The sequence below is a fragment of the Streptomyces sp. NPDC050988 genome (assembly GCF_044456225.1).
Lineage (GTDB): Bacteria > Actinomycetota > Actinomycetes > Streptomycetales > Streptomycetaceae > Streptomyces.
In genome coordinates, this window is the sequence record NZ_JBITFQ010000003.1 from 105014 (window position 1) to 131935 (window position 26922).

Here is a 26922-nt window from a genome sequence, read left to right on the forward strand (position 1 = left end):
TCTCCGCTGAGGTCACAGTGCTTGCTTCTCCGGTGAGGTCACAGTGCTTGCTTCGTCCGGGCGGCCGGGTTCGCGGCCGGGGTTCACCATGCGCGCCGGCTCTTGTCCGGCAGCAGGTCGAGGGCCCTGACCGGGACGACCTCGTTCTCCTCGACCGTGGTGATCCAGACCGTCGCGTCCGGGCTGTAGTCGCTGATCAGTTCCCGGCACACGCCGCACGGCGCGATCACCCGGAACCGTCCGGCGGGCTTGATCTGGACGGAGACGACCGAGGTGACCTCCAGCGGCCGTTCGCCCGGGTACGCCCCGCGAGCCGCTCCCAGGGCGACACCCTCGGCGCAGATGGAGCTGCGCCGGCAGGAGCCTTCGAGGTGGACCCCGGTGTGCACTGCGCCGTCGGCCGTACGGACCGCGGACGCGACCTCGTGCCGGCCGTCGCGCCAGACGCGGGCCAGCAACTCCTGTGCCAGGGTGAGCAGTTCGGCGTCGTCGTCGTTCATGGACGCGGGCACGGCGACGCGCGCGATGCCGGCGGGCGCCGTTCCGGGGAGCGCGGCGCTCATGCGGTGATCCCGAGCAGACGGGCCATGTTGCCGCCCTCGACGAGGGCACGGTCCTTCTCATCCGGTATCGCCTTCGCGATCTTCATGCGCTCCAGGTCGAAGTCGGAGCCGGGCCACTCGCTGCCCATGAGGATCTTCTCCGGCCCCAGTCGGGCGTAGGCCCGCTTCACGTCACTCATCAGCGTCGCCGAGGTCTCCAGGTACACGTGGGGCTGCCGCTCGGCGACGATGATCGCTTCGGGAACGTTCCACACCGCGCCCATGTGGGCGATGACCGTGGGGACTTGGGGATGGTCGCGGGCGATCTCCTCGATGGCCAGCGGGGCGCAGAAGGAGTCGTCCAGGGCGTTGACCAGGACCATCAGTCCGCGCCGCGCGCATGCTTCGAACAGCGGGTCCAGCAGGCCGTGGTCGGCGACGTGGTAGCCGTGCAGGCTGGGGTGGAGCTTGAGGCCCACCAGGCCGGCGTCGGCCATGCGGTCGATCTCCTCGATGGCGTCGTCGGCCTGCGGGAGGACCTGCCCGAAACCGAAGAAGCGGTCGGGGTGGGCGGCGACCAGGGAGCTGATGAAGTCGTTCTCGATCCGCTGGGCGAGCGAGCAGACCATGGCCATGTCGACGCCTGCGGCGTCCATCCGGTCCAGGATGCGCCGGGGTTCGAACGGGGTGTACGGCGGCGGCGCCTGACCCTTGCGGACGCCGGTGAGGTAGTCCGAGCGTCCCCGGACGTCCTGGGTGGTGTTGTACGCGTCGATGATCACGCGGGATCAGCCTTTCTCGGTGGAACCGGGCACCAGGGGCAGGTGACAGCGCACGGTGCGGCCGGGTGCGATGGTCCGCAGTTCCGGCACGCGGGTACGGCACTGGTCCTCGGCGAAGGGGCAGCGGGTCCGGAACAGACATCCCTCCGGCGGGTTCGCGGGATCGGGCAGTTCGCCCTCCAGGACCCGTCGTTCGCGCCGCCCGCCGGGGCGCAGGGACGGAACCGAGGACAGGAGCGCTTCGGAGTAGGGGTGGGCGGGGCCGGAGAAGAAGTCGTCCCGGGACGCGACCTCGATGATCTGGCCCAGGTACATGACGGCCACGCGGTCGGCGATGTGCCGTACGACGCCCAGGTCGTGGGAGATGAACAGCATGGTCAGGCCGCGCTCGCGGACCATGTCGGAGAGCAGGTTCAGTATCTGCGCCTGGATGGAGACGTCCAGTGCGGAGACCGGTTCGTCGGCCACGACGAATTTGGGCGAGGAGGCCAGGGCCCGGGCGATGCCGATGCGCTGGCGCTGGCCTCCGGAGAACTCGTGCGGCTTGCGCCGGCCCGCCTCGGCGCCGAGGCCCACCCGGTCCAGCAACTCCGCCACGACCGGCCCGGCTTCGGCCCGGCTCGCGCCGCGCGCCCGCAGCAGCGGTTCGGCGACGATGTCGGCTATTTTGCGCCGGGGGTTGAGCGAGCCGAACGGGTCCTGGAACACCATCTGCAGGTCGGCGCGGGTGCGGCGCAGCCGGGTGCCCCTGAGCCGGGTGATGTTCAGACCCAGGAAGTCGATGGTGCCGGACGCCGGCTCGATCACCCGGAGCAGGGCCCGGCCCAGGGTGGACTTCCCGCATCCCGACTCACCGACCAGGCCCAGCGTCTCGCCTTCGAGGATCTCCAGGTCGACATCGCGCAGCGCGCGAACCCTGCCGCCGCCCGAGCGTCCGCGGTACTCGACGCGCAGCTTCTCGGCCCGGATGAGCGGCGTCCCGGGCGGCGCCGGAGGCGTCGGGGATGTCGGGCCGGAGGCCGCGGTGGCGGATGCGGATGCGGATGCGGCCGGTGGCGAGGTCATGAGCGCCCCTTCTCGTTGCGTGCCAAGTCCCGGTCCGTCCGCACCGGTTGCGGGGCCGGGTCCCGGCCCGGCAGCGGGTCCCGGTCCGGCAGCGGGTCCGGGTCCGCGTTCGGGCCGGCATCGCGCGCTGCCTGGCGTACGGATCCGGTCAGCACGCAGGCGTCGAGGTGGCCGGGTTCGCCGTGGCGGTGGAGCAGTTCGGGCTGCTGTGCGCACGCGTCGTGCGCGAAGGCGCAGCGTGCGGCGAACGCGCATCCGCTGGGGCGGTCCACTCCGGTCAGCGGGCTGCCGGGGATGGCGGGCAGCCGGTCGGCGACCGGTCCGTCGATCGGCGGCACCGAACCCAACAGGCCGATGGTGTACGGGTGTTGGGGGTTGAACAGCACCTCGTCGCGCGAGCCCTGCTCGACGATACGGCCGGTGTACATCACGGCGACGCGGTCGGCGACCTCGGCGACGACTCCCAGGTCGTGGGTGATCAGGAGGACGGCGGTGCCATGGTCGGCGGCGGCCTGCTGGAGCACGGAGAGGACCTGGGCCTGGATGGTCACGTCCAGTGCCGTGGTGGGTTCGTCGGCGATCAGGACGGCGGGGTCGTTGGCCAGGCCCATCGCGATCATCACGCGCTGGCGCATGCCGCCCGACAACTGGTGGGGCAGGGCGCGGGCGTTGGCACGGGGGTTGGCGATGCCGACCTCGCCGAGCAGGTCAACGGCCCGGTCCATGGCCGTCGCGTACGGCATCCGGTTGTGGGCGCGCATCATCTCGGTGACCTGGGCGCCGACCCGGTGCAGCGGGTTGAGTGCGGCGAGGGCGTCCTGGAAGACGACGGCGATGTCCTTGCCCCGTACCGAACGCAGTTCGCGCTCGGACGCCTCGGCGAGGTTGCGGCCGCCGAAGGCCACCTCGCCGCTGATGTGCGTGCGCGGGCCCCGGTTGAGGCCGACCAGGCTCATAGATAGCGCGGACTTGCCCGAGCCGGACTCGCCGACCAGCGCGAGGATCTCGCCCTGGCGCAGGGTCAGGTCCACGCCTGCCACGGCCGGGAGCCGGCCCGAGGGGACGTCGAACCCGACCCGCAGCCCGCGGACGTCCAGGACCACGGGCTGTCTCGCCTGCCCCTGCACGGCGGCCGCGGGCCCGCTCACGAGGTGCCGCTCACGGCCGTGGCCGCGGTGTGGATCAGGTCGGCCACCCTTTGCGGGTGCACGAGCGTGGTGTAGTGGCTGCCGGGGACGTGCTCGGTGACGGCCCCCATACGGGCGGCCATGTCGCGCTGCGCTTCCGGGCGCAGGGTGCGGTCGTCGTCGGCGACCAGATACCAGGAGGGCAGGGTGCCCCAGGCCGGCTTTCCGGTCGGCTGGGTGAAGATGAGGTTCTCCGCCTTGCGTCCCTCGGCCTCGACGACGGCCCGTTGCGCGGGAGACAGGTCGGGGCCGATCTCGGCCCAGAACTCCTCGCTCGCCTCCGACTTCCACTCGCCGTTCGGGCCGCGCCGCATGTACGCGGAGATCTCCGCGGGCTCGTAGCGTTCGACGATGCCGTTGACGGTCTCGCCCTCGTCCGGGCCGAAGGCCGCGATGTAGACCAGGCCGCGGACGGCGGGGTGCCGGCCGACGTTGGTGATGACCGCGCCCCCGTAGGAGTGGCCGACGAGGAGCAGCGGTCCGTCCGTCTCCTCGATGAACTCCTCGACGACGGTGGTGGTGTGGGCCACGTCCTCCTGGAGGGAGGTCAGGGGGTTGGTGACGGCGACCGTCCGGTGTCCCCGGGCGGCGAGCAGGGGCTCGACCTCCGACCAGGTGGTGGGGCGTCCGCCCGCTCCGTGGACCAGCACGATGTCCATGCGGCTCAGCCTTTCCGTATGCGTGGATCGAGGATCATGTAGAGCATGTCCACCGCGTAGTTGACGAGGACGAACAGCAGGGCGATGGCGAGCGCGGCTCCTTGCACGACGGGGTAGTCGCGCTGGAGCACGCCCTGCACCAGCAGCCGGCCGACGCCGCCGTAGGAGAAGACGGTCTCGGTGATCACGGAGCCGCCCAGCAGGGACCCGAACTGCAGGCCGAGGACCGTCACGATCGGCAGCCAGGAGTTGCGCAGGACATGGCGGCGGATCACCGCGGACTCCGTGAGCCCCTTCATCCGTGCGGTCCTGACGAAGTCGTCGCCGAGGACGTCCAGGACGGAGGCACGGACGATACGGGTGATGTAGCCGGCCATGGACAGCGCCAGAGTGGTGGCGGGCAGGATCAGGTGCTGGATCCAGGGGCCGACCAGTTCGAGGCGGTTCTGCAGGATCGCGTCGAGGAGGACGAAGTTGGTCGTGGGGTGGTAGTCGAGCGAGCTCGGCAGCCGTCCCAGCACGGGCAGCCAGCGCAGCCAGACGCCGAAGACGACGATGGCGATCACTCCGAGCGCGAACCAGGGCAGGGAGAAGCTGACGGTCGCCACGGTCCGGGTCGTGGTGTCGATCCAGGTGCCCTTGCGCAGCGCGGCGATCACCCCGGTGACCACGCCCAGGAGCACGGCCACGGTCATCGCCGCCAGGGTCAGTTCGATGGTGCCCGGAAGGGCGTCGCCCAGCAGGCTCAGGACGCTGTTGGACCCGAAGAACGACTCGCCGAAGCGCAGATGCACCAGGTTGTCGAGGTAGGTGCCGTACTGGGTGAGCAGTGGCTGGTCGAGGCCGAGCGCCTCGCTGGCCCGGGCCTCGTTCTGCGCTATCTCGGCGGCCGTGAGGTTCGTTCCGCCGCCCGCCAGGGAGGCGGCGGGCGAGCCGGGCAGCAGTCGCATCGCGATGAACACCAGGGTCGCCAGGGCGAACAGGACGACCGGGATGCCGAGGAGCCTGCGGAACATGGCCCACAGGGCGTCGACCCGTTCGGACCGGTGACGGTGCGGGCGCCGCGGGCGCGGCAACGGGAGGGCGCTCATACGCTGCCCTTCGGGTCGAGCGCGTCCCGGAGGTCGTCGCCCACGAAGTTGCAGGCCACGACGAACAACAGGGTCAGGGTCGCCGGCAGCACCACCAGGCGGGGCGCCGAGTAGAGGAACTCCTGTCCGGCCTGGACCATGTAGCCCCAGTCGGGGGTGGGCGGCTGGATGCCGAGGCCGAGGTAGGACAGGCCGGCGGCGAAGCCGGCCGCGACCGAGAGGGTCATGACGATCTGGGCCACCATCGGCCCGGCGATGTTGGGCAGGATCTCCTGCACCAGGACGCGCGGGGTGCGGGTGCCTCCCAGGCGTGCGGCGACGATGTAGTCCCGGGCCGTCTCCCTGGCCGCGAGCGCCCGGGCCAGCCGCGCCAGGCCGGGGGCGAGGGACACACCGACGCCGACGACGAGGCTGGTGGTGCCCGGTCCGGCGGCGGCGACCAGCAGGATGACCAGGAGGATGGACGGGAAGGCCAGGGCCAGGTCGACGGCGCGCATCAGCACCTGTTCCACTGCGCCGCCCGCGTAGCCGGCGAGCAGGCCGACGCCGGTGCCGACCACGGCGGCCAGGGCGGTCGAGGCGAACGCCACGATCAGGAGCGGCCGTGCCCCGTGCACCAGCCTGGCCAGTTCGTCCCGGCCCAGGTCGTCGGTGCCGAGGAGATGGCCGGGCGAGCCGAAGGGCAGCATCGCCGAGGAGGTCTGCCGGACCGGGTCGGCCGAGATCAGCAGGGGCCCGACCAGGGCGACGAGGACGATCGCGACCAGGAACACCCAGGACACCTTCGCGGGCCAGGACGTGCCGATGCCGAGCTGCCGCAGCTTCGCCACCGGGCCCCGGCGCTCACGGTCCCGGCCGTCACGGTTCCGGCGCTCACGGTTCCGCCCGTCACGATCCCGGCCGTCACGGTCCTGTCCCCGGCGGGCGCTTCGGATCGCGCCGCCGGAGGCGGGGGCCGCGGCGAGCGCCTCCTCGGTCGTGCCGAGGCCGGAATCGGAACCCGTCCGGTCAGACACTGGCTTTCTCCATGAAACAGCGGTGGTTGCCGAGTGCGGCGGTGTTGATGCCCTTCACTCCGGCTCCGCTGACCACCAGGTTGGTGGAGCAGGCCAGCATGGCGATCACCATGTACTCCTCCGCCCAGCGCCGCTGGATCTTGGAGTAGGCCGCGGTGCGCTTCTTGCCGACCGGCAGGTTCTTGGCCTCCAGCAGGTCCTCGGCCATGGTGTCGACGCCGTCCAGCGTGTCCAGGCCGGTGATGGTGCTGCCGTAGAGACCGGCGGGGTTGGCCATGGAGCCGACCATGTTGTTGGGGTCGGGGACGTAGGAGTTGCGTTCCCAGATCATCAGGTCGTGGTAGTCGTCCTTGCCGTCGCTGAGCCGGCTGAAGTACGAGGCGGGGTCGACGGAGGTGGTCTTCACCTTGAAGCCGGCGTCCTCCAGGTTCTGCTTGACGATCTGCGCGGCCTTGGGATGCCAGGAGTCGCTGGCCGCCATCAGCCCCAGCTCGCGGCCCACCGCTCCGGCCTCCTTCAGGAGCTTCTTCGCCTGTGCGAGGTTCTTCGTGCTCAGGTCGGCGAGGCCGGTGTCGTAGCCGTTCTGGGCGGGCGGGATCGCGTAGCCGTCGGGCTCGCTGCCGACGCCGAAGAACGCCTGCTGGACGATCGCCTTGCGGTCGATGGCCAGGTTGATGGCCTTGCGCACCTTCAGCTCGGGAACGCGCCGGGCGTCGATCATCAGGATCGCGTCGAAGCCCTCCTTGGTCTCGTGGACGGTGACCGAGGGGTCGGACTTCAGCTGTTCGACGGCCGAGTAGGGGGTGAACTGGGTGGCGGACACGTCCCCGCTGAGCAGGGAGCTGACGATCGCCGAGGGGTCCTGCACCTGGCGCAGGACCAGACGGTCGATCGGCGGCCGGCCGAGCCGGAAGTCGTCGAAGGCCTCAAGGGTGATGGACTGGCCGGAGGTGGCGGAAGCGAACTTGAACGGACCGGTGCCGACGAGGTGCTTGCCTATGCCGGACCCGTACTTGTCGAGCGCGGCCTTGGAGATGATGCGGCCGCCGATGTCGGAGAGCTGGGCCAGGACGGTCCGGTCGGCCGCCTTGAGCACCAGTTTGACCGTGAGGTCGTCCTCGGCGGTCAGCGAGGCGACGTTGTTGCCGAGGGAGGCGAGCGGTCTGGAGGCGCCCTTCGGCAGGGTCTTGTTCTCCGGGTCGAACTGCCGGTTCAGGGTGGCCAGGACATCGGCGGAGGACAGCGTCGTACCGTCGTGGAACTTCACGCCGTCGCGGAGGGTGAAGGTGTACGTGAGCTGGTCGTCGGAGATCTTCCAGCTCTTGGCCAGGTCCGGCGTGGGCTCGTTGGACTCGAAGGAGATGAAGGTCAGGCCGCGGCAGATACAGTCCACCGCCATCCAGTCGCCCAGCGTCGTATAGAAGGCCGGGTCGTTGACCGCGCTGGTGGAGTCGATCGCGAGGGTGAGGGTGCCGCCCTTGCCGGATCCGCCACCGGACTTCCCGGACCCGTCGTCGGCCACACCGCAGGCGGCGAGCAGCGGGGTCAGCCCGAAGCCCACTCCGACGCCGAGGAGGCCGGCGCCGCGGAGCATGGTCCGGCGGGAAACCTGCGGTTCGGCCGGGTGGAGTGCGGGTCTTCCCTGCGACTGATCCGGCATGAGGGCCTCCTTGGGGCACCGTTCCTTTGAAGGAATGGATCTAATCTCATCTTGATTGGATCCAAAATCATCGTGTCCGGCCCGCGAGTCCGAGCCGTGTCCCGAGTGTTACGAGCACATGAAGCCGACGTCTTGTGCACTAACTTCCGAGATGCACCAACAGGCATGCTTTGTGACGGTTCATCAGGTTCCGCAGCAGCGGTCCGTGCCGGCCGACGGATCCGGGATGTCCATGGCCGGGTTGCGGTCGAAGAAGCCGTCGGGCTCGAAGACCAGTCGCACCCGGTCGACCGGCATGACCGGCCACTGCTCGGGCCGGGGGAAGTGGTGGCTGCCCACGACCGGCCACAGCACCAGCTCGGCACCGTCCAGCGAGCGGTCCTTGCGCTGCCAGACCTGCACGCCGTCCTCGCCGGGCTCCGCCTGGTTCGGGTACTGCCCTCCTACGTACTGCTCGGCCGGGTCGGAGACCGTCGCCCACAGATGCTGGTGGACGAAGGGCGCCCGGCGGGCCATCACCGAATCGGGCCGCGCGAAGGGCCGGGTGGTGTTGGGCAGCAGCAGCCGGTACGCGGTCGGGTCCCCGTAGCGGTTCTGCCGCTGCGCGCTCTCCACCCGCCAGTGCCGGGACGTCGCCGGGTTCGTCCGGCGGGCGGCCTGCGACTCCGACAACAGCGGCGTACGCACCATGCGGACCGCGTTGCCGTACGGGTCGTGGCGCGGGTCGTCCTCCGCCTGGGCGTTCTCCTCCACCAGGCGGTTGAACGGGCCGTCGACCGCGGCGTCCAGGCGCAGGCCGAAGTAGTGCTGGTGCGTGGGCGTCTGGACGTTGCGCGAGACCACCCGGCCGTGCCGCACCTCCTCCCCCTCCTCGATACCGGAGGCGGACAGCATGCCGGTGAGCTTGATCTCCAGCTCGATCCTGCCGTCCTGGTAGAGCGACCAGTAGAAGCCGTAGTCGTAGTTGGCAACCGTCTGGAAGCTGGAGATGATCAGCCGCCGGGAGCGGCGCACCTCGCTCACCCCGCGGCGCAGGTCGTTGTGCTTCCAGAGGATGCCGTCGTCCTCCTCGTGCATACAGATCGCCTGGTCGATCTCCTGGGCGGCGCCGTCGCCCGCGAGGTAGGCCGCGTCGAAGTAATGGATGACGCCCAGGCAGTCGCAGCCGAGCGCGAGCGAGTTGGTCAGCGGTCCTGCGCCGTACTCGCCCCAGTCGAAGAAGTTCTTGCGGAACTGTGTGGAGCTCGGGTCGAGGTAGGGGACGTACATCTCGTTGCAGGCGGCCCGCTTGAGCACCGAACGCCCCAGGAAGCCGAGGTCGTACAGGACCAGGCCCTCGCGGTGGGTGAAGCCGACCCGGAACTCCCAGCCCTGCCAGCTGACTTGACGCCCGTCGACGGTGAAGCTGGGCCCCTCGGGCTGCACCACCTCCAGCGGCTTGAGCCCTTCACGGTCCGGGCCGAACCCGCCGGCCGACAGCGGTCCCGGCTCCTCGGAGACCGGGACGACGCCGTGGTCCTCGACCTCCAGCACCTCCATCGTCGCCATGTCGATGAGGGGGATGACGCCCTGTACGGGGCGCACATAGGCGTTGTCGTCCTCCTGCACCCGGTGCCAGACCGAACCCCAGGTGATCCTGCGGTCCTTGTACTTCTCCGGCACGAAGCCGCCGATGGACTCGGCGTCGATGACCGTCAGCGACACGTCGTGGATGCCTCGCCGGGCCAGTGCCTCGCGGAACAGCGGGCTCGCCCGGCAGGCCTGAGCCGCCGCGCGTGCCTCCGTCGAGGTGATGCCCGGCCGCCGTATGTCCACCGGCCGCCACTCCAGGCAGCGCGGCTCCGCGCCGAGTTGCACGTCGATCTCCCAGGCGCCGGGCAGGTCGTGGTCCATCGCCACCAGGCCCACCCGCACCTCTCCCGCCGCCTGCCGGCCGGCCACCACCTCACGGGCGAAGCGTTCGTCCAGTACCGCGCCCCAGAACCTGGTCCGCTCCCCCAGCCGGCCGTCGGCCCGCGCCACGGCGACGGCCGCGTCGATCTCCGCGGGAGACAGCGGGTCGAGAGGATGGGTGCGCTCACGCCGGGCATGGACACGGGTACTGACGCTTCCGGGCGGGTTGTGCATGATGTGCGCTCCGCTCATGTGCACGGGCCACAGGCCTTGGATCCTGCAACCGTTAGAATGGATACATAAAGCTGTTCGGGGTCTGTCAGGACTTCGGTCCCGGCCCTCCCCCGCCCCGGCCACCGCCGGCCATCGCCTCTGCTTTTGCCTCTGCCCTTGCCTTCGCCTTTGCCGACCAGACGGAGACCTCATGGACACCGCCCCGCTCCCCGACGCGGACTCGCCCGCAGGAAAGGGCAAGGCGCTCGTCGACGACACGGCGGCCGCGATCCGCGCGCGGATCCTCTCCGGCGAGATCCCCATCGGGGCACAGCTGCGCCAGGTCGAGCTCGCGGAGCTGCTCGGCGTGAGCCGCACCCCCGTCCGGGAGGCGCTGCGGCAGCTCCAGGCGGGCGGCCTCATCGAGGTACTGCCCAACCGCGGCGCCGTGGTCCGCGTCCCCGCCCCCTGGGAGGTCCGCGAGGCCTATGAGATCCGCGCCGAGCTCGAAGGGCTCGCCTGCGTCCGGGCGGTCCACGCGGTCACCCCCGACGTACTGCGGGAACTGCGCGAGGCCAACGAGACGGTACGCGCGGTCAGCAGCGGGGTACGCGACGCCGGCGGCGGTCCGGCGCCCGGCGCGGGTTCCTCGCCCGCCACCTCCCCGAACGCCTCTCCCTCCACCTCCGCCAACGACTGCTTCCACACCCTGATCCACACCGTCGCCGGCAACAGGCGGCTCGCCCGCGCCATCAAGGACGTCAACGAGGCGTTCCCGCGCAACGTCTCCGCCCTCGTCCTCCAGGACAACCCCCGCCATCGCGAGGACAACATCCGCGAACACGAGCGGATCGTCGAGGCTCTCGCCGCGGAGGACGCGGAGTGGGCACGCAGTGAGATGAAGGCCCATGTGATCAGTGCGGGCGAGCAGTTGGCCCGCTGGTACGAACAGCGGTCGGCCACCGTCTTCCGCGGCTGACCGGCTGTCGGTGCGGGTGCAGGCGCGGGTGCCGGGGGTCATGCTCCGGCTCCCGGTCCGGGCCGGCCGGTGATGCCCAGCGCGGCCGGAGACAGGAAGTCCAGGTCCGGTCTCTCCTTGCCCTCCGCCAGGTCCGCGAGCGCGGCGCCCAGCGCGGGCCCGAACTTGAAGCCGTGGCCCGAACAGGCCGCGGCCATCAACACCCGGTCCTCGCCCGGGAGTCGGCCGACGGCGAACCGGTTCTTCGGCGCCATCGTGTAGCGGCAGGTGATCGCCTCCTCCACCGGCCCGTCGGCCGCCGGAAGGAACCGCGAGGCCAGACCGAGGAGCCGGTCCCGCTCGGCCTCGGTGACCGGCCCGGCGGGCACCGACGGGTCCTCCGGCGGCCCGTGGTCCAGGCCGATCTTGACGCCGGCTCCGCCGAAGGCCGGGATGCCGTACAGCAGGCCGACATCCGGTACGTCGACGGAGAACGCGCCCAGCAGCGGGGGCTCCAGCAGGTGCCGCCGAGAGGAGCCGAGGTGCAGGTTCACGATCCGCACCACGCTCAGCGGCCGGGCGAAGGCGGGCAGCAGTTCGCCGGTCCAGGGGCCCGCGCACACGACCAACCGGCCCGCGTGCAGGACGCCTTGGGCCGTGTCGACGCGTACGCCCTCGCCGTCGCGGCGCCAGCGGAGCACCGCACAGCCGTCCCGCCGGTCCACGCCGTGCGCGCGGCCGAGCGCCGCGAGCGCGGTGAGCGAGGCCTGGGCGTCGATGACGCCGGCGGCCGGATCGTGGACCGCGGAGAAGCCCTCGCACAGGCGCAGCCCGGGAAAGAGTTCCGCGGCCCGGGCGTGGTCCACGTTCTCGCAGCCGGGGCCGCGCAGTGTGGCGGGGGCTCCGGTCGCCCTGGCGTACAGGCCTCCGGTGGTCGTCACCAGCCGCTGCCCGGAGGCGAGTTCGAGTTCCTGCCAGGCGTTGTAGGCGGTGTCGACGAGGCCGTCCCAGAGCTCGGCGGGATAGGCCCGCCGGATCATCCGCGTTCTGCCGTGCGAGGAGCCCTCGGTGTGGCCCGAGGGGAACCGGTCGAGGTGGATCACGCTCGCTCCGCGAGCCGCCAACTGCCAGGCGGCGGACGAGCCGTGGATGCCGGCCCCGACGACGATCACGTCGGCCTGGTCGCCGGCGGATCCGGTCGGCCGGGAGGAGGGGGCGGGCCGCGGGCCGACGGAAGCGGGCTCGGGAACGGTGGTTGTACTCGTCGCGGATCCGGGATCGGGCTCGGGGCCGGTGGACCTTGGCGTCGGGGACGCGGGCTCGGGACCGGCGGACCTTGGCGTCGGGGACGCGGGCTCGGGAACAGTGGCTGTACCCGTCGCGGACTCGGGTTCGGGGCCGCTGGACGTTGGTGCCGGGGATCCGGGCTCGGGAACGGTCAACGTCGGCGTCGGCGTCGGCGTCGGGGATCCGGGCTCGGGACCGGCGGACCTTGGCGTCGGGGACGCGGGCTCGGGAGCAGTGGACGTTGACGTCGGGGATCCCGGAGTCACCCCCGACGGCAACCCGGAAGCCGTACGCGACACGGTCTCGACGTTCGCGACCCGCGCTCCCCGGCGGCGCCGTTCGCGTGCGGTCAGCGCGGCGACGAGCGCGTCCACGTCGTCCGCACTGTTGTAGACGTGCAGCGAGGCCCGGGCGACCCGTTCCAGACCGCGCCGGCCCAGGTCCCACTGGCCGTGCGAGGCGGGCACGGTCGTCAGTCTGAATCCCGTCGCGCGCAGGTCCCGTACGGTCTGGCGCGGGTCCTCGTCCTCGCGCAGGAAGGTCACGATTCCCGAGGCCGCCGCCGTCGGATCGGTCCGACGGATCCCCGGTACGCCCGAGAGTCCGGCCCGCAGCCGTTCGGCCAGCTCCGTCACATGGTCGCGGATCAGCGCGACACCGAGGTCGAGTGCCTCGTCCAGGGCCGTGCCCAGGCCCAGTCGCAGGGCGTGGGAGGACTCCCATGTCTCGTAGCGCCGGGCCCCCGGGACCACCTCGTAGCGGTAGGCCGACGACCATTCGGCACCGCGTACGTCCGGGGCTGCGGGCCTGGTTCTGGCCCGCAGCCCCGGGTCGACGTACAGCAGGCCCGTGCCGCGCGGCCCGCGCAGGAACTTGCGGCCGGTGGCGACGACGATGGCGCAGCGCATCTCCTCGACGTCGACCGGGAGTTGGCCGAGCGACTGCGTCGCGTCCAGCAGCAGCGGGACCCCCGCGCGGGCGGCCAGCGCGCCCACGGCGGCCACCGGCTCCACCAGCCCGGAGGACGTGGGGACATGAGCGAGGGTCACGAGCGCCGCCGGCTCGCGCAGGGCCGTCTCCAGTGCGCCGAGGTCGACCTGCCCGCTCGCGTCGGTCGGCAGTACCTCCAGCACGATGCCGTGCGAGTCCTGCATCTCCAGCAGGTGCAGGGCCGAGCTGACGTAGGTCGAGGAGGATGCCAGGACCCGGTCGCCCGCCTTGAGCCGCAGGGCTCCCAGCGCCCGCTGCCAGGCGGTGGAGGCGCTGTCCACCAGGGCGATGTCCTGCGGCGCGGCACCGATCAGCCGGGCGGCCGACTGATACACCCGCTCCGTGCGGTCGGCCAGCGCCTCGGCCGCCTCGTAACCGCCGAGCAGCGACTCCAGGTGCAGGTGGTCGGTGACGGCGGCCAGCGTCGCCGCGCTGGGCAGCGCCGCCCCGGCGGCGTTCATGTGGCGGGCGTGGCGCATGCCGGGCGTGTCGGCGCGCAGTGCCGCGACGTCGAGCGTCGGACTTCGAGGCGTCGGCGGCGGGCCCGGAACCGCAGTATCGGTACTCATAGGGCGACGACCACCGCCTTGCGCTCGCAGTAGGAGTACAGGGCGTCGTCGCCCAGGTCCCGGCCCAGGCCCGAGTCGCCGAGTCCGCCGAAGGGCAGCGCCGGGTCGAAGATGTTGTAGGTGTTGATCCACACCGTTCCGGCGCGCAGCCGCGCGGCCATGCGGTGGGCGCGGGAGAGGTCCCTGGTCCAGACTCCGGCGGCGAGCCCGTAGGCGGTGTCGTTGCCGATGGCGACGGCTTCGTCGTCGTCCTCGAAGGGGATCACTCCCAGCACGGGGCCGAAGATCTCCTCGCGGGCGATCCGCATGGTGTTGGTGACGTCCGTGAACAGCGCCGGTTCGACGAAGTAGCCCGGCCGGTCCGGCACTTGGCCGCCGGTGACCAGTTTCGCGCCCTCGGCGACACCGGCCTCGACGTACGACAGGACCTGGGTGCGCTGTTCCTCCGAGACCAGGGGGCCGACGGTGATCCCGCCGTCCAGGCCGTTGCCGACGGGGACCTTGCGCACCGCGGCGGCCAGGCGCTCCTCCATCTCCGCCAGGACGGAGCGCTGGACCAGCAGCCTGCTGCCGGCCGTGCACATCTGCCCGGAGTGGCCGAAGGAGGCCCGCATGGCGGTGACGACGGCGGCGTCCAGGTCGGCGTCGGCGAAGACGATGTTGGGGCTCTTGCCGCCGAGTTCCAGGGTGAGGCGCTTGACGGTGGGGGCGGCGGCGCCCATCACCAGCCTGCCGACCTCGGTGGAGCCGGTGAAGGACACCTTGGCCACACCCGGGTGCGCGGTGAGCGCGGCACCCACCTCGCCGTCGCCGGTGAGTACGTTGAGCACTCCTGCCGGCAGGCCCGCCTCTTCGCACAGGGCGGCGACGCGGAGCATGGTCAGCGGGGTCTGTTCGGCGGGCTTGACCACGACGGTGCAACCCGCGGCGAGTGCGGGGGCCAGCTTGAAGCAGCCGGTCATGATGGGGAAGTTCCACGGCAGGATCAGCGCGGCCACCCCGACGGGCTCGGGCGCCGTGTACACGTGGTGTCCCGGGTCCAGGGGTACGACCGTGCCGGTCAGCCGGGCGGGGGCGCCCGCGAAGTGACGGAAGGTCCTGGCGCTCATCGCGGTGTCGGCCCGCGAGCGTTCGACGGGTTTGCCGTTGTCGCGGGTCTCCAGCACCGCCAGTTCCTCGGCGTGCTCCTCGATCAGCTCGGCGATCCGGTTCAGCACCCGGCTCCGCTCAGCGACCGGCAGACCGCGCCAACGGCCGTCCTCGTGCGCCCGGGCGGCCGCGGCGACGGCGTCGTCGACATCCTGGGGCGTGGCCTGTGCGACCCGGCTCAGGACGGTTTCCGAGGCGGGATCGACGACGGGGAACGTCCGGCGGTCGCCGGGGGCGATCCACCGGCCGTCGACGAGGAAGGGTTCCAGCGGCGCGGGTTGGGCCTTGAACGTGGTCATGGCGTCTTCCGTGAGGTGTGGGCCGGCCGTGGGGGCCGGGGTGCGGTCAGACGAGGTCGAAGTACTCGCGTTGCTCCCAGTCCGAGACATGCGCCAGATAGCGCGCGAACTCCGCGCGTTTGATCGTGGTGAACCAGGAGACGACGTCCTGCCCGAGCGCCTTGGCGAAGACCGGGTCCACGTCGAGCGCGTTCAGCGCCTGGCCGAGCGAGCCGGGCAGACCGCGGGCTCCGGCGTCGTACGGGTCGGTGGTCGGCGGGCCGGGGTCGAGCCGCCGAGCCATCCCGTCCATCCCGCTGACCACCTGCGAGGCGATGTAGAGATACGGGTTCGCCGCCGGCTCGCCGGATCGGTTCTCCAGCCGGGCGCCTCCCTCACCCCGGGTACCGACGACCCGCACCATGGCGCCCTTGTTGTCGATGCCCCACACCACGCGGTCGGGGGCCAGGGACATCGGCAGGTACCGCTTGTAGCCGTTGACGGTGGGCGTGGTGAAGACCGTGGCGGCGGGCGCGTGTTCCAGCAGCCCGGCGAGGTAGTGCCGGCCGACCGGGGACAGCGGCTCCCCCGGCGCGGAGCCGGATACCGAGCCGGGCTCCGAGCCGCGCGCCGGATCGAGCGCCGGATCGAGCGCCGGGTCGGGCACCGGGTCGGGCACCGGGTCGAAGGCGGCCTCACCGGTCGCCCGGTGGCGCAGTGACTGGTGCAGGTGCCAGCCGCTCGACGCGGTCTCGGCCATGGCGGGACGGGACATGAACGTCGCGTGGTAGCCGTTCCTGCGGCAGATCTGCCGCACCGCCGCACGAGCCAGCAGCGCGTCGTCCGCGGCCTGCGCCGCGTCCCGCGCGTCCAGGGTCAGCTCCAGCTGGCTGGGCCCGAACTCCAACTCCAGGGAACGCAACGGCAGATCGAGTCCGGTGAGCCCGCGGTACAGCAGATCCACCAGGTCGTCGAGCCGGTCCAATCCCTCCTCGTGCAGCAACTGCGAGCCGCTGCTCAGCTGTGCCACCTCCGGTGCCGGGCCGGGTGCGCCCGGCCGTCCCGGCGCCACCGGTACGGACCCTTCCGAGGCGGGACGGTATACGTGGAACTCCAGCTCCACACCCACCGTGAGGTCATACCCCGCGTTCGCCAGCGCGGCCAGCCTGCCGCGCAGCAGACCACGCGAGCAGAACGCCGCGGGGGTGCCGTCGGGGTGGTAGAGGTCGCACAGGATCCAGCCGGTCCGCTCGGCCCACGGCAGTACCCGGAACGTCGTCATGTCCGGTACCAGCACGATGTCGCCGACCCCGGCGAAGCGACCGTCGGCCAAGCCGCCGCCCGAGAAGACGGGGAAGACGGTCCGGCCGGAGGTGTCCTTCAGCAGCAGGGAGGACGGCGCGGTGACTCCCGAGCGCAGTGCGCCGGGCACCGCCTCCCTGGTCAGGGTCTTGCCTCGCAGCACGCCGTGCTGGTCGGCGAAGGAGAACCGCACCTTGTCCAGGCCGAGTTCGTCGATCACCCGGCGGACCTGTCCGGCGGCCACGTGCTGCCGCTCGTCCCACAGTCCGTGCCGCTCGACGAAGCCGCCGGTTCCGGCGGAGGCCAGCGGGCGGGCGCCGGGTCCGTCGCCGCCGTGCGCCCGCGGCCGCTCGTCAGCGCTGCGCACTGTGCACCTCCCGTCCGGCCCACGGCGACCGCGCGCGCCGCTCCGACTCCCGTTGCCGCCAGGCCTCTTCCCAGCCATCCGTGGGCGTGATGGTGTCGATGGCCAGGGGCCCGGTCAGCTCCTCGGCCGCCTCGTCGTCGAGCGGCAGCCCAGGAACAGGATTGCCGCTCTCGAAGGAGGCGATCGCCTTCAGCAGCAGCCTGCGGTTGGCGGTCACGGCACGGTCGGAGACACCGAGCCGCTCGACGGTCCGGTCCTGGACGGGGCCCATGCTCTCCACCGCCCACTGGTCATGGACGTTGATGTCCAACCCCATGCCGGTGTACGTGAGTTCCCGCTGCTCCTTGGGATCGAAGCCCCAGTCGTTCGAGCGGTTGCGCAGCGGCCGGTAGTCGGGGAGCGAGACCTCCGCGAGGCGCTGCGCCAGCAGTGTCTCCTTGTCGGTGACCTCCTCGAAGTCGTAGAGGATCATGAACCAGTAGTGGTTCTCGTCATCGATCGGGACGTGCCACTGGCAGAAGACCTTGCCGTTGCCGAAGGGCACCACAAAGGCATTGGGGAACACCAGGTTGGTGATCCGTACGTGCCTGACGTCCTCGGTGAGTTCGCGCGACGCGAAGACCCGCAGGCCGTGCTCGGCGAGCTCCACCTCGATGTCCGGCCGGAAGTTGTCGCCGACCAGTTCGGAGAGCTTCTTCCCGGTGCCCTCCACCTCCTCGCTGAACTGCTGCCCGTACACCTCGCGCCGGTCCTCGCCGACGAAGCGGTGCAGGAAGGAGACATGGCTCGGGTCGATCCCGCCCTCCACGCCCTGCAGCCAGTTGCACTCCCACCAGCCCTTGAAGGCGAAGGTGTACTCCTCGGGAGCACGGAAGCAGTCGTACGCCGGGAAGGGCGGCGGGTCTCCGGTGCCGAGGTAGGCGAAGACGATGCCGTTGCGCTCCACGCAGGGGTAGCTCGGTATACGCACCTTGGCGGCGAAGCTGCTGTGCTCGGGTTCCGCGGGCTGCTCCAGACAGCGGCCGTCCGGGCCGTACAGCCACCCGTGGTAGAGGCATCGCAGTCCGCCGTTCTCCCGGCGTCCATAGGAGAGGTCGACGCCCCGGTGGGCGCAGTACCGGCCGACCAGACCCCACGGTCCGGGGCCGGCCCCGGCTGAGTTCTGAGGGCGTCCCGTCTCGTCACCGTCCGGTACAGGGAGGTCCGATGCTGGGCCGTCGGACGCGGGGGCGTCGGATGCGGGGCCGTCGTCCCGCCGGAAGAGGACCAGGTCCTCGCTCATGATCCGGATCGCCTTGACCGGTCGTTCGCCGGACATTTCCGAGACGAGGGCGACGGGCTGCCAGTAGGCACGCATGAGCTGCCCGAGGGGGGTGCCCGGGCCGGTGCGCGTAACGCGCTCGTTGTCCTCGCGTCTCAGCATCGCTACCTCATGCATCCGATTCAGTATTACTTGGATCCAATTTGTGGATCCAATCCTTGCACATCGAGATCCAGAGCAACAGGGCCGAATTCCCCAGGGCCGCGGTGCGACCTCCCCCAACCGCGGCCCTCCTCCCCCAACTCCACGCCGGTGAAGGGGACTTCATGCGGGCGCACTCCCCCGCGCCGCCATGGCCGTCAGGGCAGGCCGAGCATGACGGCCATGGCGGTGACCATGAGCCCGCCGCCCACCTCTCCCAGCAGGAACGCGCTCCTGCCCGGAGGATGTGCGGCGGTCCGGGGTGGCCACGCCTGCCGGACGAGTGCCACACCCGCCCGGGCCACGCTCCAGCACGCGACGCGGAACGACACCTGCCACAGCGCGAGTTCGGCCGACGTGAGGCCGATGGAACCGTCCCCGCCGTCACACGTGCAGGACGACGCCCTCGCAGACACGGACAAACCTGAGCGATACATGTTTCGCGCCCAACCGACTCCCGTTTCCCACCAGTAACGGCTCTCGTCGGCAACGGGACGGATCGTCAGGAGCCGGCACGGTGCGGCTGCGGCGTCCTCATGGTGGTCGCACGCATCTCCCCACCCAGAACTATGGTGTCCCACCACATGTGCCGTGGACATGCGCCTTTCTAGGTTGTGCCGACACGTACACGTCCCCGCAACTGTCCGGAAGTGGTGCACATGGCCTCCGCAGCAACCGCTCCCCCATCTCCCGCCAGCCTCAAGCGCATCGTCGCCGCGAGCCTCATCGGCACCACCATCGAGTGGTACGACTTCTTCCTGTACGGATCCGCCGCCGCGCTCGTCTTCAACAAGCTGTTCTTCCCGGGCTCCGACCCGCTCGTCGGCACGCTGCTGTCGTTCCTGACGTACGCGGTGGGATTCGCCGCGCGGCCGCTCGGGGCGCTCGTGTTCGGGCACTACGGCGACCGGCTCGGGCGTAAGAAGCTGCTGGTCCTGAGCCTGCTGCTGATGGGCGGGGCGACCTTCGCGATCGGGCTGCTGCCCACCCACGCGACCGTCGGTACGGCGGCGCCGGTGCTGCTGACCGTGCTGCGCCTGGTGCAGGGCTTCGCGCTCGGTGGGGAGTGGGGCGGCGCGGTGCTGCTCGTGTCGGAGCACGGGGACGCGCGGCGGCGCGGGTTCTGGGCCTCGTGGCCGCAGACCGGGGCCCCCGCCGGGCAGCTGCTGGCGACGGGCGTCCTGTCGCTGCTGACGGCCGTGCTGTCGGACGCCGCCTTCACTTCATGGGGCTGGCGCATCCCCTTCCTACTGTCGGGCGTGCTGGTGATCGTCGGTTTGTGGATTCGTCTGTCTGTCGACGAATCACCTGTCTTCAAGGCGGCCCTCGCACAGGCCGAGGCGCGCAAGGCGACCCAGGATGGTGCCGCCGAGAAGCTGCCGCTGGTCTCCGTGCTGCGCCACCACTGGCGGGACGTCCTGATCGCCATGGGCGCACGCATGGCGGAGAACATCAGCTACTACGTGATCACCGCCTTCATCCTCGTGTACGCCACCACCTCGGCCGGTCTGTCCAAGCAGACCGCGCTGAACGCGGTGCTCATAGCCTCCGCCGTCCACTTCGCGGTCATCCCGCTGTGGGGCGCGCTGTCCGACCGCGTGGGCCGTCGGCCGGTGTACCTGCTCGGCGCGGCCGGTATCGGTCTGTGGATGTTCCCGTTCTTCTCGCTCATCGACACCGGGACCTTCGGGAACCTGATCCTCGCCGTGACCGTGGGCCTGGTCCTGCACGGGGCGATGTACGCACCGCAGGCCGCCTTCTTCTCGGAGATGTTCGCGACGCGCATGCGCTACTCCGGCGCTTCGATCGGCGCCCAGTTCGCGTCGGTCGCCGCGGGCGCGCCCGCACCGCTCATCGCGACGGCGCTCCTCGCGGACTACGACAGCTCCACGCCGATCTCCCTGTACGTGATCGGGGCGGTCGTACTGACGCTGATCGCGGTGGGTGTGGCGAAGGAGACCCGGCACCGCGACCTCGCGGACGTGGCGGGCGAGGCCGGCCCCGGCACGGAGGCCGCGAAGGCGTCCGCCCGCACCGCTGACGCCCGTGCGGTCTGACTCGTCCGGTCTGAGTCGGTGGCCCCGGACCGACCCCCGTGCGCCCGCGCGTACGGGGGTCACCCGCTCGTACGGGGGTCAGTGCTGGCCGGTGAACGTCAACCGGTGCAGCCGCAGGGCGAGTTGGATCTCCAGCGTACGGGCGGGGCTCTGCCAGTCGGATCCGAGCAGGCGGCCCACCCGCTCCAGGCGCTGCGCGACCGTGTTGACGTGGACGTGCAGCTCGTCCTTGGTACGCGCGGGGCTCATGCCGCAGGCGAAGTACGCGTCGAGGGTGTGCAGGAGATCGGTGCCGCGCTTCTCGTCGTACGTGACGACCTGGCCGATGGTGCGCTCGACGAAGCCGGAGATGTCCCTGCTCCCGGCGAGCAGCAGCCCCAGGAAGCCGAAGTCCTCCGCGGCGGCGCCGTCGCCGGTGCGGCCGAGCAGCCGCAGCGCTTCGAGGCATCGCTGACCTTCGGTGTAGGCCTCGGCCACCGTGTCGGGGCGGGCAGCGAGGTCCTGGACCGGTGCCGAGGCGCCGACGGTGACCGCTTCGTGCACGGCGGTGCCCAGCTCCTTGGCCGTGCGGCGGGCCAGCTCCGTCGCGGTGTCACCGGGGCGCAGGGGCAGCAGCAGGACGGTGCCACCGTCGCGTGCGGCGGCCAGTCCGTGCCGGGTGGCGGCGAGGTGGGAGGCGGCGGACCACAGTCTGCGGCGGGCCGCGGCCTCGTGGTCCGCGTCGGCGGCCGTGGCGTCCAGGCGGGAGGCCAGGACCACGTGGGTGGCGTCCAGGTCGGCGTCCAGCCTGGCGGCGCGCTCGCGCAGCAGCCGGGGATCGCGGTCCCGCGCGTCGAGCAGATCGTCCAGCAGCTCACCGCGGACGCGCTGTTCGGCCTCGGAGGCCGAGCGCCGGGCGAGCAGCAGGAGCGAGGTGACCATGGCCGCCCGCTCCAGAGTGCGCTGGTCGACGGGGTCGAGCCCCGGATGGCCGCGCAGCACCAGCGCGCCGAGCAGCTCGCCGCCGGCGGTCACGGCCGCCACCCAGTCGTGCCCGTGCCGGACCGCGTGCCCCTCGGCCCGTGACACCTCCAGGGCGTCACCGGGTGCGGTGCCCGCGTCGGCGAACTGCACACTGCCGTCGAGGATCTCGGAGACCGCGGCGGACACGTCGTGGACCCCGCCGCCCCGCAGCACCAGCTCGGCCAGCCGGTCGTGGACGTCGGAGGCCCGCTCGATCACCCCGCTGCGGTCACGGATGATCTCGTTGGCCCGCTCCAGGTCCGCCAGTGCCTCCCGGGTCTCCGTGAGCAGGTTCGCCGTGTCGATTGCGGCGGCGGCGAGAGCGGCGAACGAGCCGAGCAGCGCGATCTGTTCCCTCTCGAAGACCCGCGCCCGGCGGTCGGCCGCGAACAGGACACCGATGACGTGCGGCCCGAGCATCAGCGGCACGCCGAGGATCGCCACCAGGCCCTCGTCCCGCACGCCCGCGTCGATGGTCGAGGTGTGCTGGAAGCGGTCGTCCCGGAAGTAGTCGTCGGTGACATAGGGGCGGGCCGTCTGGGCGACGAGCCCGCCGAGGCCCTCCCCCATGCCGAGCCGCAGCTGCTGGAAGCGCGCCGCGACCGACCCTTCGGTGACCCGCATGTACGTGTCGCCCTCGGCCGGGTCGTTCAGGCTCAGGTACGCGATGTCCGTGCCCAGCAGGGAGCGGGCGCGCTGCACGATCGCCTGGAGCACGGCGTCGAGGTCGCGCAGCCCCGCCAGGTCGTGGGCCGTCTCGAAGAGGGCGGACAGCTCGGCCTCGCGTCTGCGGCGCCCCTCCATCTCCGAGCGCACGCGCAGGGCGAGGAGCTTGGCGCGCTCCAGGGCGGAGATCCGGTCGGGCGGCAGCCCGTCCGCGCGGGCGAGCAGCACCGGCTGCTCGTACGCGTCGGCGGACGCGCCCCGGGCCAGCAGCTCCAGGAACGGCGTCTCGGCGCTCGCCTCGGAGCGCTCGGCGGACTGCAATTGATCGCGAGACATGTCCACCAGGATTACCCGTCGCACCGACAGCCTGACCAGCCCTGTGGACAACTCGTGCTCAGTGCGCGGTCCAGCCGCCGTCGAGGACCAGTGAGGTCCCGGTGATGAAGGACGCGGCCGGTCCGCAGAGGTACGCCACGGCCTCGGCGACCTCGTCCGGTTCGATGAGGCGCTTGACCGCGCTGTCCTGCAGCAGGATCTCGCCGAGCACGCGCTCCTCCGGGATTCCGTGGGCGGCGGCCTGGTCGGCGAGCTGCTTCTCGACCAGTGGGGTGCGCACATAGGCGGGGTTCACACAGTTCGAGGTGACTCCGTGGGGGGCGCCCTCCAGGGCCGCGGTCTTGGAGAGTCCCTCCAGACCGTGTTTCGCCGCCACATACGCCGACTTGAAGGGGGAGGCGCGGAGACCATGGACGGACGACACATTGACGATGCGGCCCCAGCCCTGCCCGTACATGTGCGGGAGTGCCCCGCGGATCAGCCGGAACGGGGCCTCCAGCATCACGGTCAGCACGGTGTGGAAGGTGTCGGGCGGGAACTCCTCGATGGGGCGCACCAGTTGGAGCCCGGCGTTGTTGACGAGGATGTCGGTGCCGGCCGCGGCGGACTCCGCGGCGTCCAGGTCGGTGAGGTCGAGGACGTGCGGTTCGACCGTGCCCGCGAGGCTGCGGGCCTGTTCGGTGAGGGTGTCCAGTCCCCCGGCGTCCCGGTCGACCGCCCGTACCTTGGCCCCGGCCGCGGCGAGCCGCAGTGCGCAGGCGCGGCCGATGCCGCCCGCGGCGCCGGTGACGAGGGCGGTACGGCCGCCGAGGTCGAGGGACGGGGCGTGAGGGCCTGCGAGGGCGCTGGGCGCGGTCATGCCCCGACCCTAGGCAGCGGCCACGCCCCGACCGATGTGGCCGCAACCCACACTTCGCGCTCAGGGCATGGGTTCGAACCACGTGGGCTCGTCGGACAGCGCCTGCTTGATCCGGAACAGCCCGTGCTCGGTCAGCTCCGGCAGCGCGTCCACGTCGAACCAGCCCACCTCCAGCGATTCGTCGTCGTTGACACGGGCCTCCCCGCCGACGGCCCGGCACCGGATGGTGATGTCCATGAACTGGCAGATGTCGCCGTTCGGGTACGTGGTCGGCGTCAGGGCCTGTACGAGCACGACGCGCTCGGCGACGCACCGGACGCCCGTCTCCTCGTACACCTCCCGCACGGCGCAGACCGCGGGCTGCTCCCCCGGGTCCGACATTCCGGCGATGACAGCCCACTTGCCGGTGTCGGCACGACGCCCCAGCAGCACTCTGCCGTCGTCGTCGAAGACGACGGCGGTGACTCCGGGGAGCCAGAGCAGTTGTTGGCCGGCGGTGGCCCGGATCGTACGAATGAAGTCAGGAGTAGCCATGGGCCGACCCTAGCCGCCCGGTTTCGCCGGTTCGGCGCGTTCCGGACGTGTAGCAGGAGCGCACTACGGGCGTACGGCTACGCGTCACCGGCGCGTCGTGCGCGCACCCCGGCCGTCACGGCCCAGCCGAGGCCGCCCGCCGCGATCAGCACCAAGAGCATCTCCGGCGCGATTCCGACCCGCGTGGCGGGCGTCTCGGAGGAGCGCAGCGGCACCTTCTGGACGAGGGAGTCCGCCACGAACATGCCGGTCCGCTGGGTGATCTTCCCGTCCGGCATGATCACGGCGCTGACGCCACTGGTCACCGGGACGGTGACGGTGCGGCTGTGCTCGACGGCGCGGATCCGGGACATCGCGAGCTGCTGGTAGGTCATCTCGCTGCGGTCGAACGTGGCGTTGTTGCTCGGCACGGAGATCATCTGTGCGCCGTGCGTGACGGTGTCGCGCACGGCCCAGTCGAAGGCGGCCTCGTAGCAGGTCGCGAGGCCGACCTGGGTGCCCGCCATGGTGAACACGCCCGGCTCGGTGCCTCGGCTGAAGTCCTGGCGGACCATGGAGGTCCAGTTGTCGTTGATGGCTCCGATGAGCGACCGCAGGGGGAGGTACTCGCCGAACGGCTGGACCTGCCGCTTGTCGTAGGTGGCACCGGGCCCCTTCTGCGGGTCCCAGAGGATCTGCTCGTTGTAGAGCTTGCCGTTCTTCTCGACGACGCCGCCGACCGAGATGGGCGCGCCGATCGCCTTGGCCGCCTTGTCGATCACGGCGTAGGCGTCGGGATTGCGGAACGGGTCGATGTCGGAGGAGTTCTCCGGCCACAGCACGAAGTCGGGCTGGGCGACCTTGCCCGCCTTGATCTGCGCGGCGAGGCGTTCGGTCTCCCGGGCGTGGTAGTCGAGGACGGCGCGCCGCTGGGAGTTGAAGTCGAGGCCCGCGCGCGGCACGTTGCCCTGGATGACGGCGACGGTCGCCGTGCCGTTCTCGGCCTTGTCGCTGACCAGGGGCTTCGCGGCGAAGGCTCCGAGCACGGGGAGGAGGAAGCTGAGCAGCGCCACCGCGGCGGCCCCGCGCCGTACGGCACCGGTGCGCCGCGTCTCGACGGCCAGGCGGACGATCTCGTACAGGCCGAAGCCGCACAGGACGACCGCGAAGCCGAGCACCGGGGTGCCGCCCAGCGCGGCGAGCGGCAGGAAGACGCCGTCCGCCTGGCCGAAGGCGATCTTTCCCCAGGGGAAGCCGCCGAACGGGGCACGCGCGCGTGCCGCCTCGCCGGCGATCCACAGGGCGGCGGCCCACAGGGGCCAGCCGGGCAGCTTCGACACGGCCGCGATACCGGCGCCGACGAGCGCCACGTACACCGCCTCGATAACGACCAGCGCGATCCACGGCCCGGGCCCGACCTCCACGCCGGTCCACACGAGCAGGGGCAGCAGAAAACCGAGGCCGAAGAGGTAGCCGAGGCCGAGGCCCGCCTTCCAGGTGCGGCCGCGCAGCAACCAGCCGAAGACCGCGAAGGCCGGCAGGGCCAGCCACCACAGCGTGCGTGGCGGGAAGCTGACGTAGAGCAGCACTCCGGAGAGTGCCGCGGTGGCGGCCGGAGCGAGCCGCCGCATCAGCCGGACCACACGCGAAACGGGCCGGGCCTGCGGTTCGAGCTGTTCCGGCTCGTCTACGGAGGTTGCTGTGACGGTCACCCCCGGAGTGTACGGCGGGTGGTCACGGCGCCGACAGCGCGGCCCTGATCACCTGCCCGGACACTCCCCCTCCCACCTGCTGCATCGTTTCTGCGCAACTCGTCCACAAACCGGCGCATCACCCGTTACGGTGTGCCGGAGCCTCTGACGTACGGGCCGTGGCAGGCCGGCCGGGCGGTCGGGGCCCTTCACAGGCCGGGGGCGACGGGGTGGGGTCCACAGGAATGGCGTCGGCGGCCGGTCCGGCGTCGGCGCACGAGAGACGCAGCGCGTCGGACGCGACGGGCGTGGTCGTGCTGGGGGCATGCGCGGCCTGGTCCCTGATCACGGCCGCCGCGCATGGCGGGCGCCCCGAAGGCGTGCTCCTCGCGGTGCTCGCCGTCGCCGCCGGTTATGCCTCGGGACGGATCTGCGGAGAACTGCTGCCGGTCGCCGCGCCCTGCGCGGGCGCGCTCGCCGGACTCGGTCTGGCGGTGGCCTCCCCGCACACCACCCAGGGGCCGCAGGTGATCTCGCCTCTGGGGCAGACCGGCGCCACCGCCGCGCTGCTGGCCATCTCCGCGGGGTCCGCGTGCTGCGCGGCCTGGGCGGCCCGCCCGCCGGGACTGCAGCTCGTGTTCCGTCTGCTGGCCGCCGGTATCGCGGCGACCGCGGCCGTCCTGGGGTCGACGTCGGGCTTCGCGGCCTGTCTGGCGGTGCTGCTGTGCTCCCTGGCCGCCGACCGTATGCACCACCGTGGGCTGGGGCTCGGCGGTCTCGCCGTGGCCGCAGTCCTGGTGACCGGGGCGACCTGGGCGGTCGCCGAGAACGTGCTGCCGGACGGTCTCACCACGTCTCTCGAAGGGCAGCTCACCCAGCACCGCGTACTGCTGTGGCAGGACGCGCTCGACATGGCAGGCCGTGAGCCGGGGCTGGGCGTGGGGCCCGGCCGGTTCTCCGAACTGAGCCCGACCGTCACACAGTCGCTGCTGCCCGACGGCAAACCCCACTCGGCGCCGTTCCAGCAGGCGGCCGAACAGGGCGTGGTCGGCGTGGCACTGCTTGCCGCGGTGTTCTGCTGGGTCCTGTACGCCCTGTGGCGGTCGCCACGCCCGACGCCGGTCGTGCTCACGGCGGGTGCGGCCCTGACGGCCCTGGCCGCGATCGCCGCGGTCGGCAACGCGCTGAGTTTCACCTCGGTGACGGCGGGCGCGGGCCTGCTCGCGGGCCTCGCCACGGCACGTCCCATGATCGAAGAGGCGCCGCGGAACGCGATGGAGCCCGGTGGACGTGCCCGAAGGGACCCACTGTCCCCTTGAGACCCGCTG

Annotated in this window: 21 protein-coding genes; 3 read left to right on the top strand and 18 right to left on the bottom strand. The window is 71.6% G+C overall.

The annotated features are described in order from the left end of the window. Window positions 1–83 precede the first annotated feature (83 nt). From ACIBEI_RS08675 to ACIBEI_RS08715, 9 genes are all read right to left on the bottom strand, one after another. Window positions 84–563, bottom strand: coding sequence for a cytidine deaminase (locus ACIBEI_RS08675; RefSeq protein WP_398886531.1), 480 nt, complete (start codon window positions 561–563; stop codon window positions 84–86). Then, complete coding sequence (locus ACIBEI_RS08680) at window positions 560–1324, bottom strand: amidohydrolase family protein (protein ID WP_398886533.1); 765 nt, start codon at window positions 1322–1324, stop codon at window positions 560–562. Before ACIBEI_RS08680 ends, ACIBEI_RS08675 begins: the two co-directional genes overlap by 4 nt. Before the next feature lie 6 nt (window positions 1325–1330). Then, the gene (locus tag ACIBEI_RS08685; protein ID WP_398886535.1) at window positions 1331–2389 is read right to left on the bottom strand and encodes an ABC transporter ATP-binding protein; all 1059 of its coding nucleotides are present in this window, start codon (window positions 2387–2389) and stop codon (window positions 1331–1333) included. Then, on the bottom strand, window positions 2386–3537 hold the full coding sequence (locus ACIBEI_RS08690; protein WP_398886537.1) for an ABC transporter ATP-binding protein: 1152 nt from the start codon (window positions 3535–3537) through the stop codon (window positions 2386–2388). The genes ACIBEI_RS08685 and ACIBEI_RS08690 overlap by 4 nt, the downstream gene beginning before the upstream one ends. Beyond that, window positions 3534–4235 carry an alpha/beta hydrolase gene (locus tag ACIBEI_RS08695; RefSeq protein ID WP_398886539.1) on the bottom strand — a complete coding sequence of 234 codons (702 nt, stop codon included), beginning with the start codon at window positions 4233–4235 and terminating at the stop codon, window positions 3534–3536. The genes ACIBEI_RS08690 and ACIBEI_RS08695 overlap by 4 nt, the downstream gene beginning before the upstream one ends. 5 nt (window positions 4236–4240) lie before the next feature. Then, entirely contained in the window at window positions 4241–5326 is a 1086-nt protein-coding gene (locus ACIBEI_RS08700) for an ABC transporter permease (protein WP_398886541.1), read from the bottom strand. After that, window positions 5323–6342, bottom strand: coding sequence for an ABC transporter permease (locus tag ACIBEI_RS08705; protein ID WP_398886543.1), 1020 nt, complete (start codon window positions 6340–6342; stop codon window positions 5323–5325). Before ACIBEI_RS08705 ends, ACIBEI_RS08700 begins: the two co-directional genes overlap by 4 nt. Then, window positions 6335–8002 carry an ABC transporter substrate-binding protein gene (locus ACIBEI_RS08710; RefSeq protein ID WP_398886545.1) on the bottom strand — a complete coding sequence of 556 codons (1668 nt, stop codon included), beginning with the start codon at window positions 8000–8002 and terminating at the stop codon, window positions 6335–6337. Before ACIBEI_RS08710 ends, ACIBEI_RS08705 begins: the two co-directional genes overlap by 8 nt. A 183-nt stretch (window positions 8003–8185) precedes the next feature. Continuing rightward, on the bottom strand, window positions 8186–10147 hold the full coding sequence (locus tag ACIBEI_RS08715) for a primary-amine oxidase (RefSeq protein ID WP_398886547.1): 1962 nt from the start codon (window positions 10145–10147) through the stop codon (window positions 8186–8188). 172 nt (window positions 10148–10319) lie between these two features. On the opposite strand from ACIBEI_RS08715, the gene ACIBEI_RS08720 reads away from it, so the two are divergent. Next, entirely contained in the window at window positions 10320–11087 is a 768-nt protein-coding gene (locus tag ACIBEI_RS08720; protein ID WP_398886549.1) for a GntR family transcriptional regulator, read from the top strand. A gap of 38 nt (window positions 11088–11125) precedes the next feature. Here ACIBEI_RS08720 and ACIBEI_RS08725 read toward each other — a convergent pair whose 3' ends face one another. From ACIBEI_RS08725 to ACIBEI_RS08745, 5 genes are all read right to left on the bottom strand, one after another. Beyond that, complete coding sequence (locus ACIBEI_RS08725; RefSeq protein ID WP_398886551.1) at window positions 11126–13912, bottom strand: FAD-dependent oxidoreductase; 2787 nt, start codon at window positions 13910–13912, stop codon at window positions 11126–11128. Continuing rightward, on the bottom strand, window positions 13909–15360 hold the full coding sequence (locus ACIBEI_RS08730; RefSeq protein ID WP_398886553.1) for an aldehyde dehydrogenase family protein: 1452 nt from the start codon (window positions 15358–15360) through the stop codon (window positions 13909–13911). The genes ACIBEI_RS08725 and ACIBEI_RS08730 overlap by 4 nt, the downstream gene beginning before the upstream one ends. Before the next feature lie 46 nt (window positions 15361–15406). Next, on the bottom strand, window positions 15407–17008 hold the full coding sequence (locus tag ACIBEI_RS08735) for a glutamine synthetase family protein (RefSeq protein ID WP_398886555.1): 1602 nt from the start codon (window positions 17006–17008) through the stop codon (window positions 15407–15409). Then, the gene (locus tag ACIBEI_RS08740; protein WP_398886557.1) at window positions 16995–18446 is read right to left on the bottom strand and encodes a Rieske 2Fe-2S domain-containing protein; all 1452 of its coding nucleotides are present in this window, start codon (window positions 18444–18446) and stop codon (window positions 16995–16997) included. Before ACIBEI_RS08740 ends, ACIBEI_RS08735 begins: the two co-directional genes overlap by 14 nt. A 182-nt stretch (window positions 18447–18628) precedes the next feature. Further along, window positions 18629–18886 carry a hypothetical protein gene (locus tag ACIBEI_RS08745; RefSeq protein WP_398886559.1) on the bottom strand — a complete coding sequence of 86 codons (258 nt, stop codon included), beginning with the start codon at window positions 18884–18886 and terminating at the stop codon, window positions 18629–18631. A 243-nt stretch (window positions 18887–19129) separates the two neighbouring features. Between ACIBEI_RS08745 and ACIBEI_RS08750 the strand changes: the two genes are divergently transcribed. Further along, entirely contained in the window at window positions 19130–20527 is a 1398-nt protein-coding gene (locus ACIBEI_RS08750) for an MFS transporter (protein WP_398886561.1), read from the top strand. 78 nt (window positions 20528–20605) lie between these two features. On the opposite strand, the gene ACIBEI_RS08755 is transcribed toward ACIBEI_RS08750, so the two are convergent. The 4 genes from ACIBEI_RS08755 to lnt form a co-directional block, all read right to left on the bottom strand. Then, window positions 20606–22531, bottom strand: a complete 1926-nt coding sequence (locus ACIBEI_RS08755; protein WP_398886563.1) for a helix-turn-helix domain-containing protein — start codon at window positions 22529–22531, stop codon at window positions 20606–20608. A 58-nt stretch (window positions 22532–22589) separates the two neighbouring features. Then, window positions 22590–23390, bottom strand: a complete 801-nt coding sequence (locus ACIBEI_RS08760) for a 3-hydroxybutyrate dehydrogenase (RefSeq protein ID WP_398886565.1) — start codon at window positions 23388–23390, stop codon at window positions 22590–22592. Between the two features lie 60 nt (window positions 23391–23450). Then, window positions 23451–23924: an NUDIX hydrolase gene (locus tag ACIBEI_RS08765; protein WP_398886567.1), complete on the bottom strand. Its 474-nt coding sequence runs from the start codon at window positions 23922–23924 to the stop codon at window positions 23451–23453. Window positions 23925–24001: 77 nt separating this feature from the next. After that, window positions 24002–25615, bottom strand: coding sequence for an apolipoprotein N-acyltransferase (gene lnt / locus ACIBEI_RS08770; RefSeq protein WP_398886569.1), 1614 nt, complete (start codon window positions 25613–25615; stop codon window positions 24002–24004). 224 nt (window positions 25616–25839) lie between these two features. On the opposite strand from lnt, the gene ACIBEI_RS08775 reads away from it, so the two are divergent. After that, window positions 25840–26913, top strand: coding sequence for an O-antigen ligase family protein (locus ACIBEI_RS08775; protein ID WP_398887353.1), 1074 nt, complete (start codon window positions 25840–25842; stop codon window positions 26911–26913). Window positions 26914–26922 lie beyond the last annotated feature (9 nt).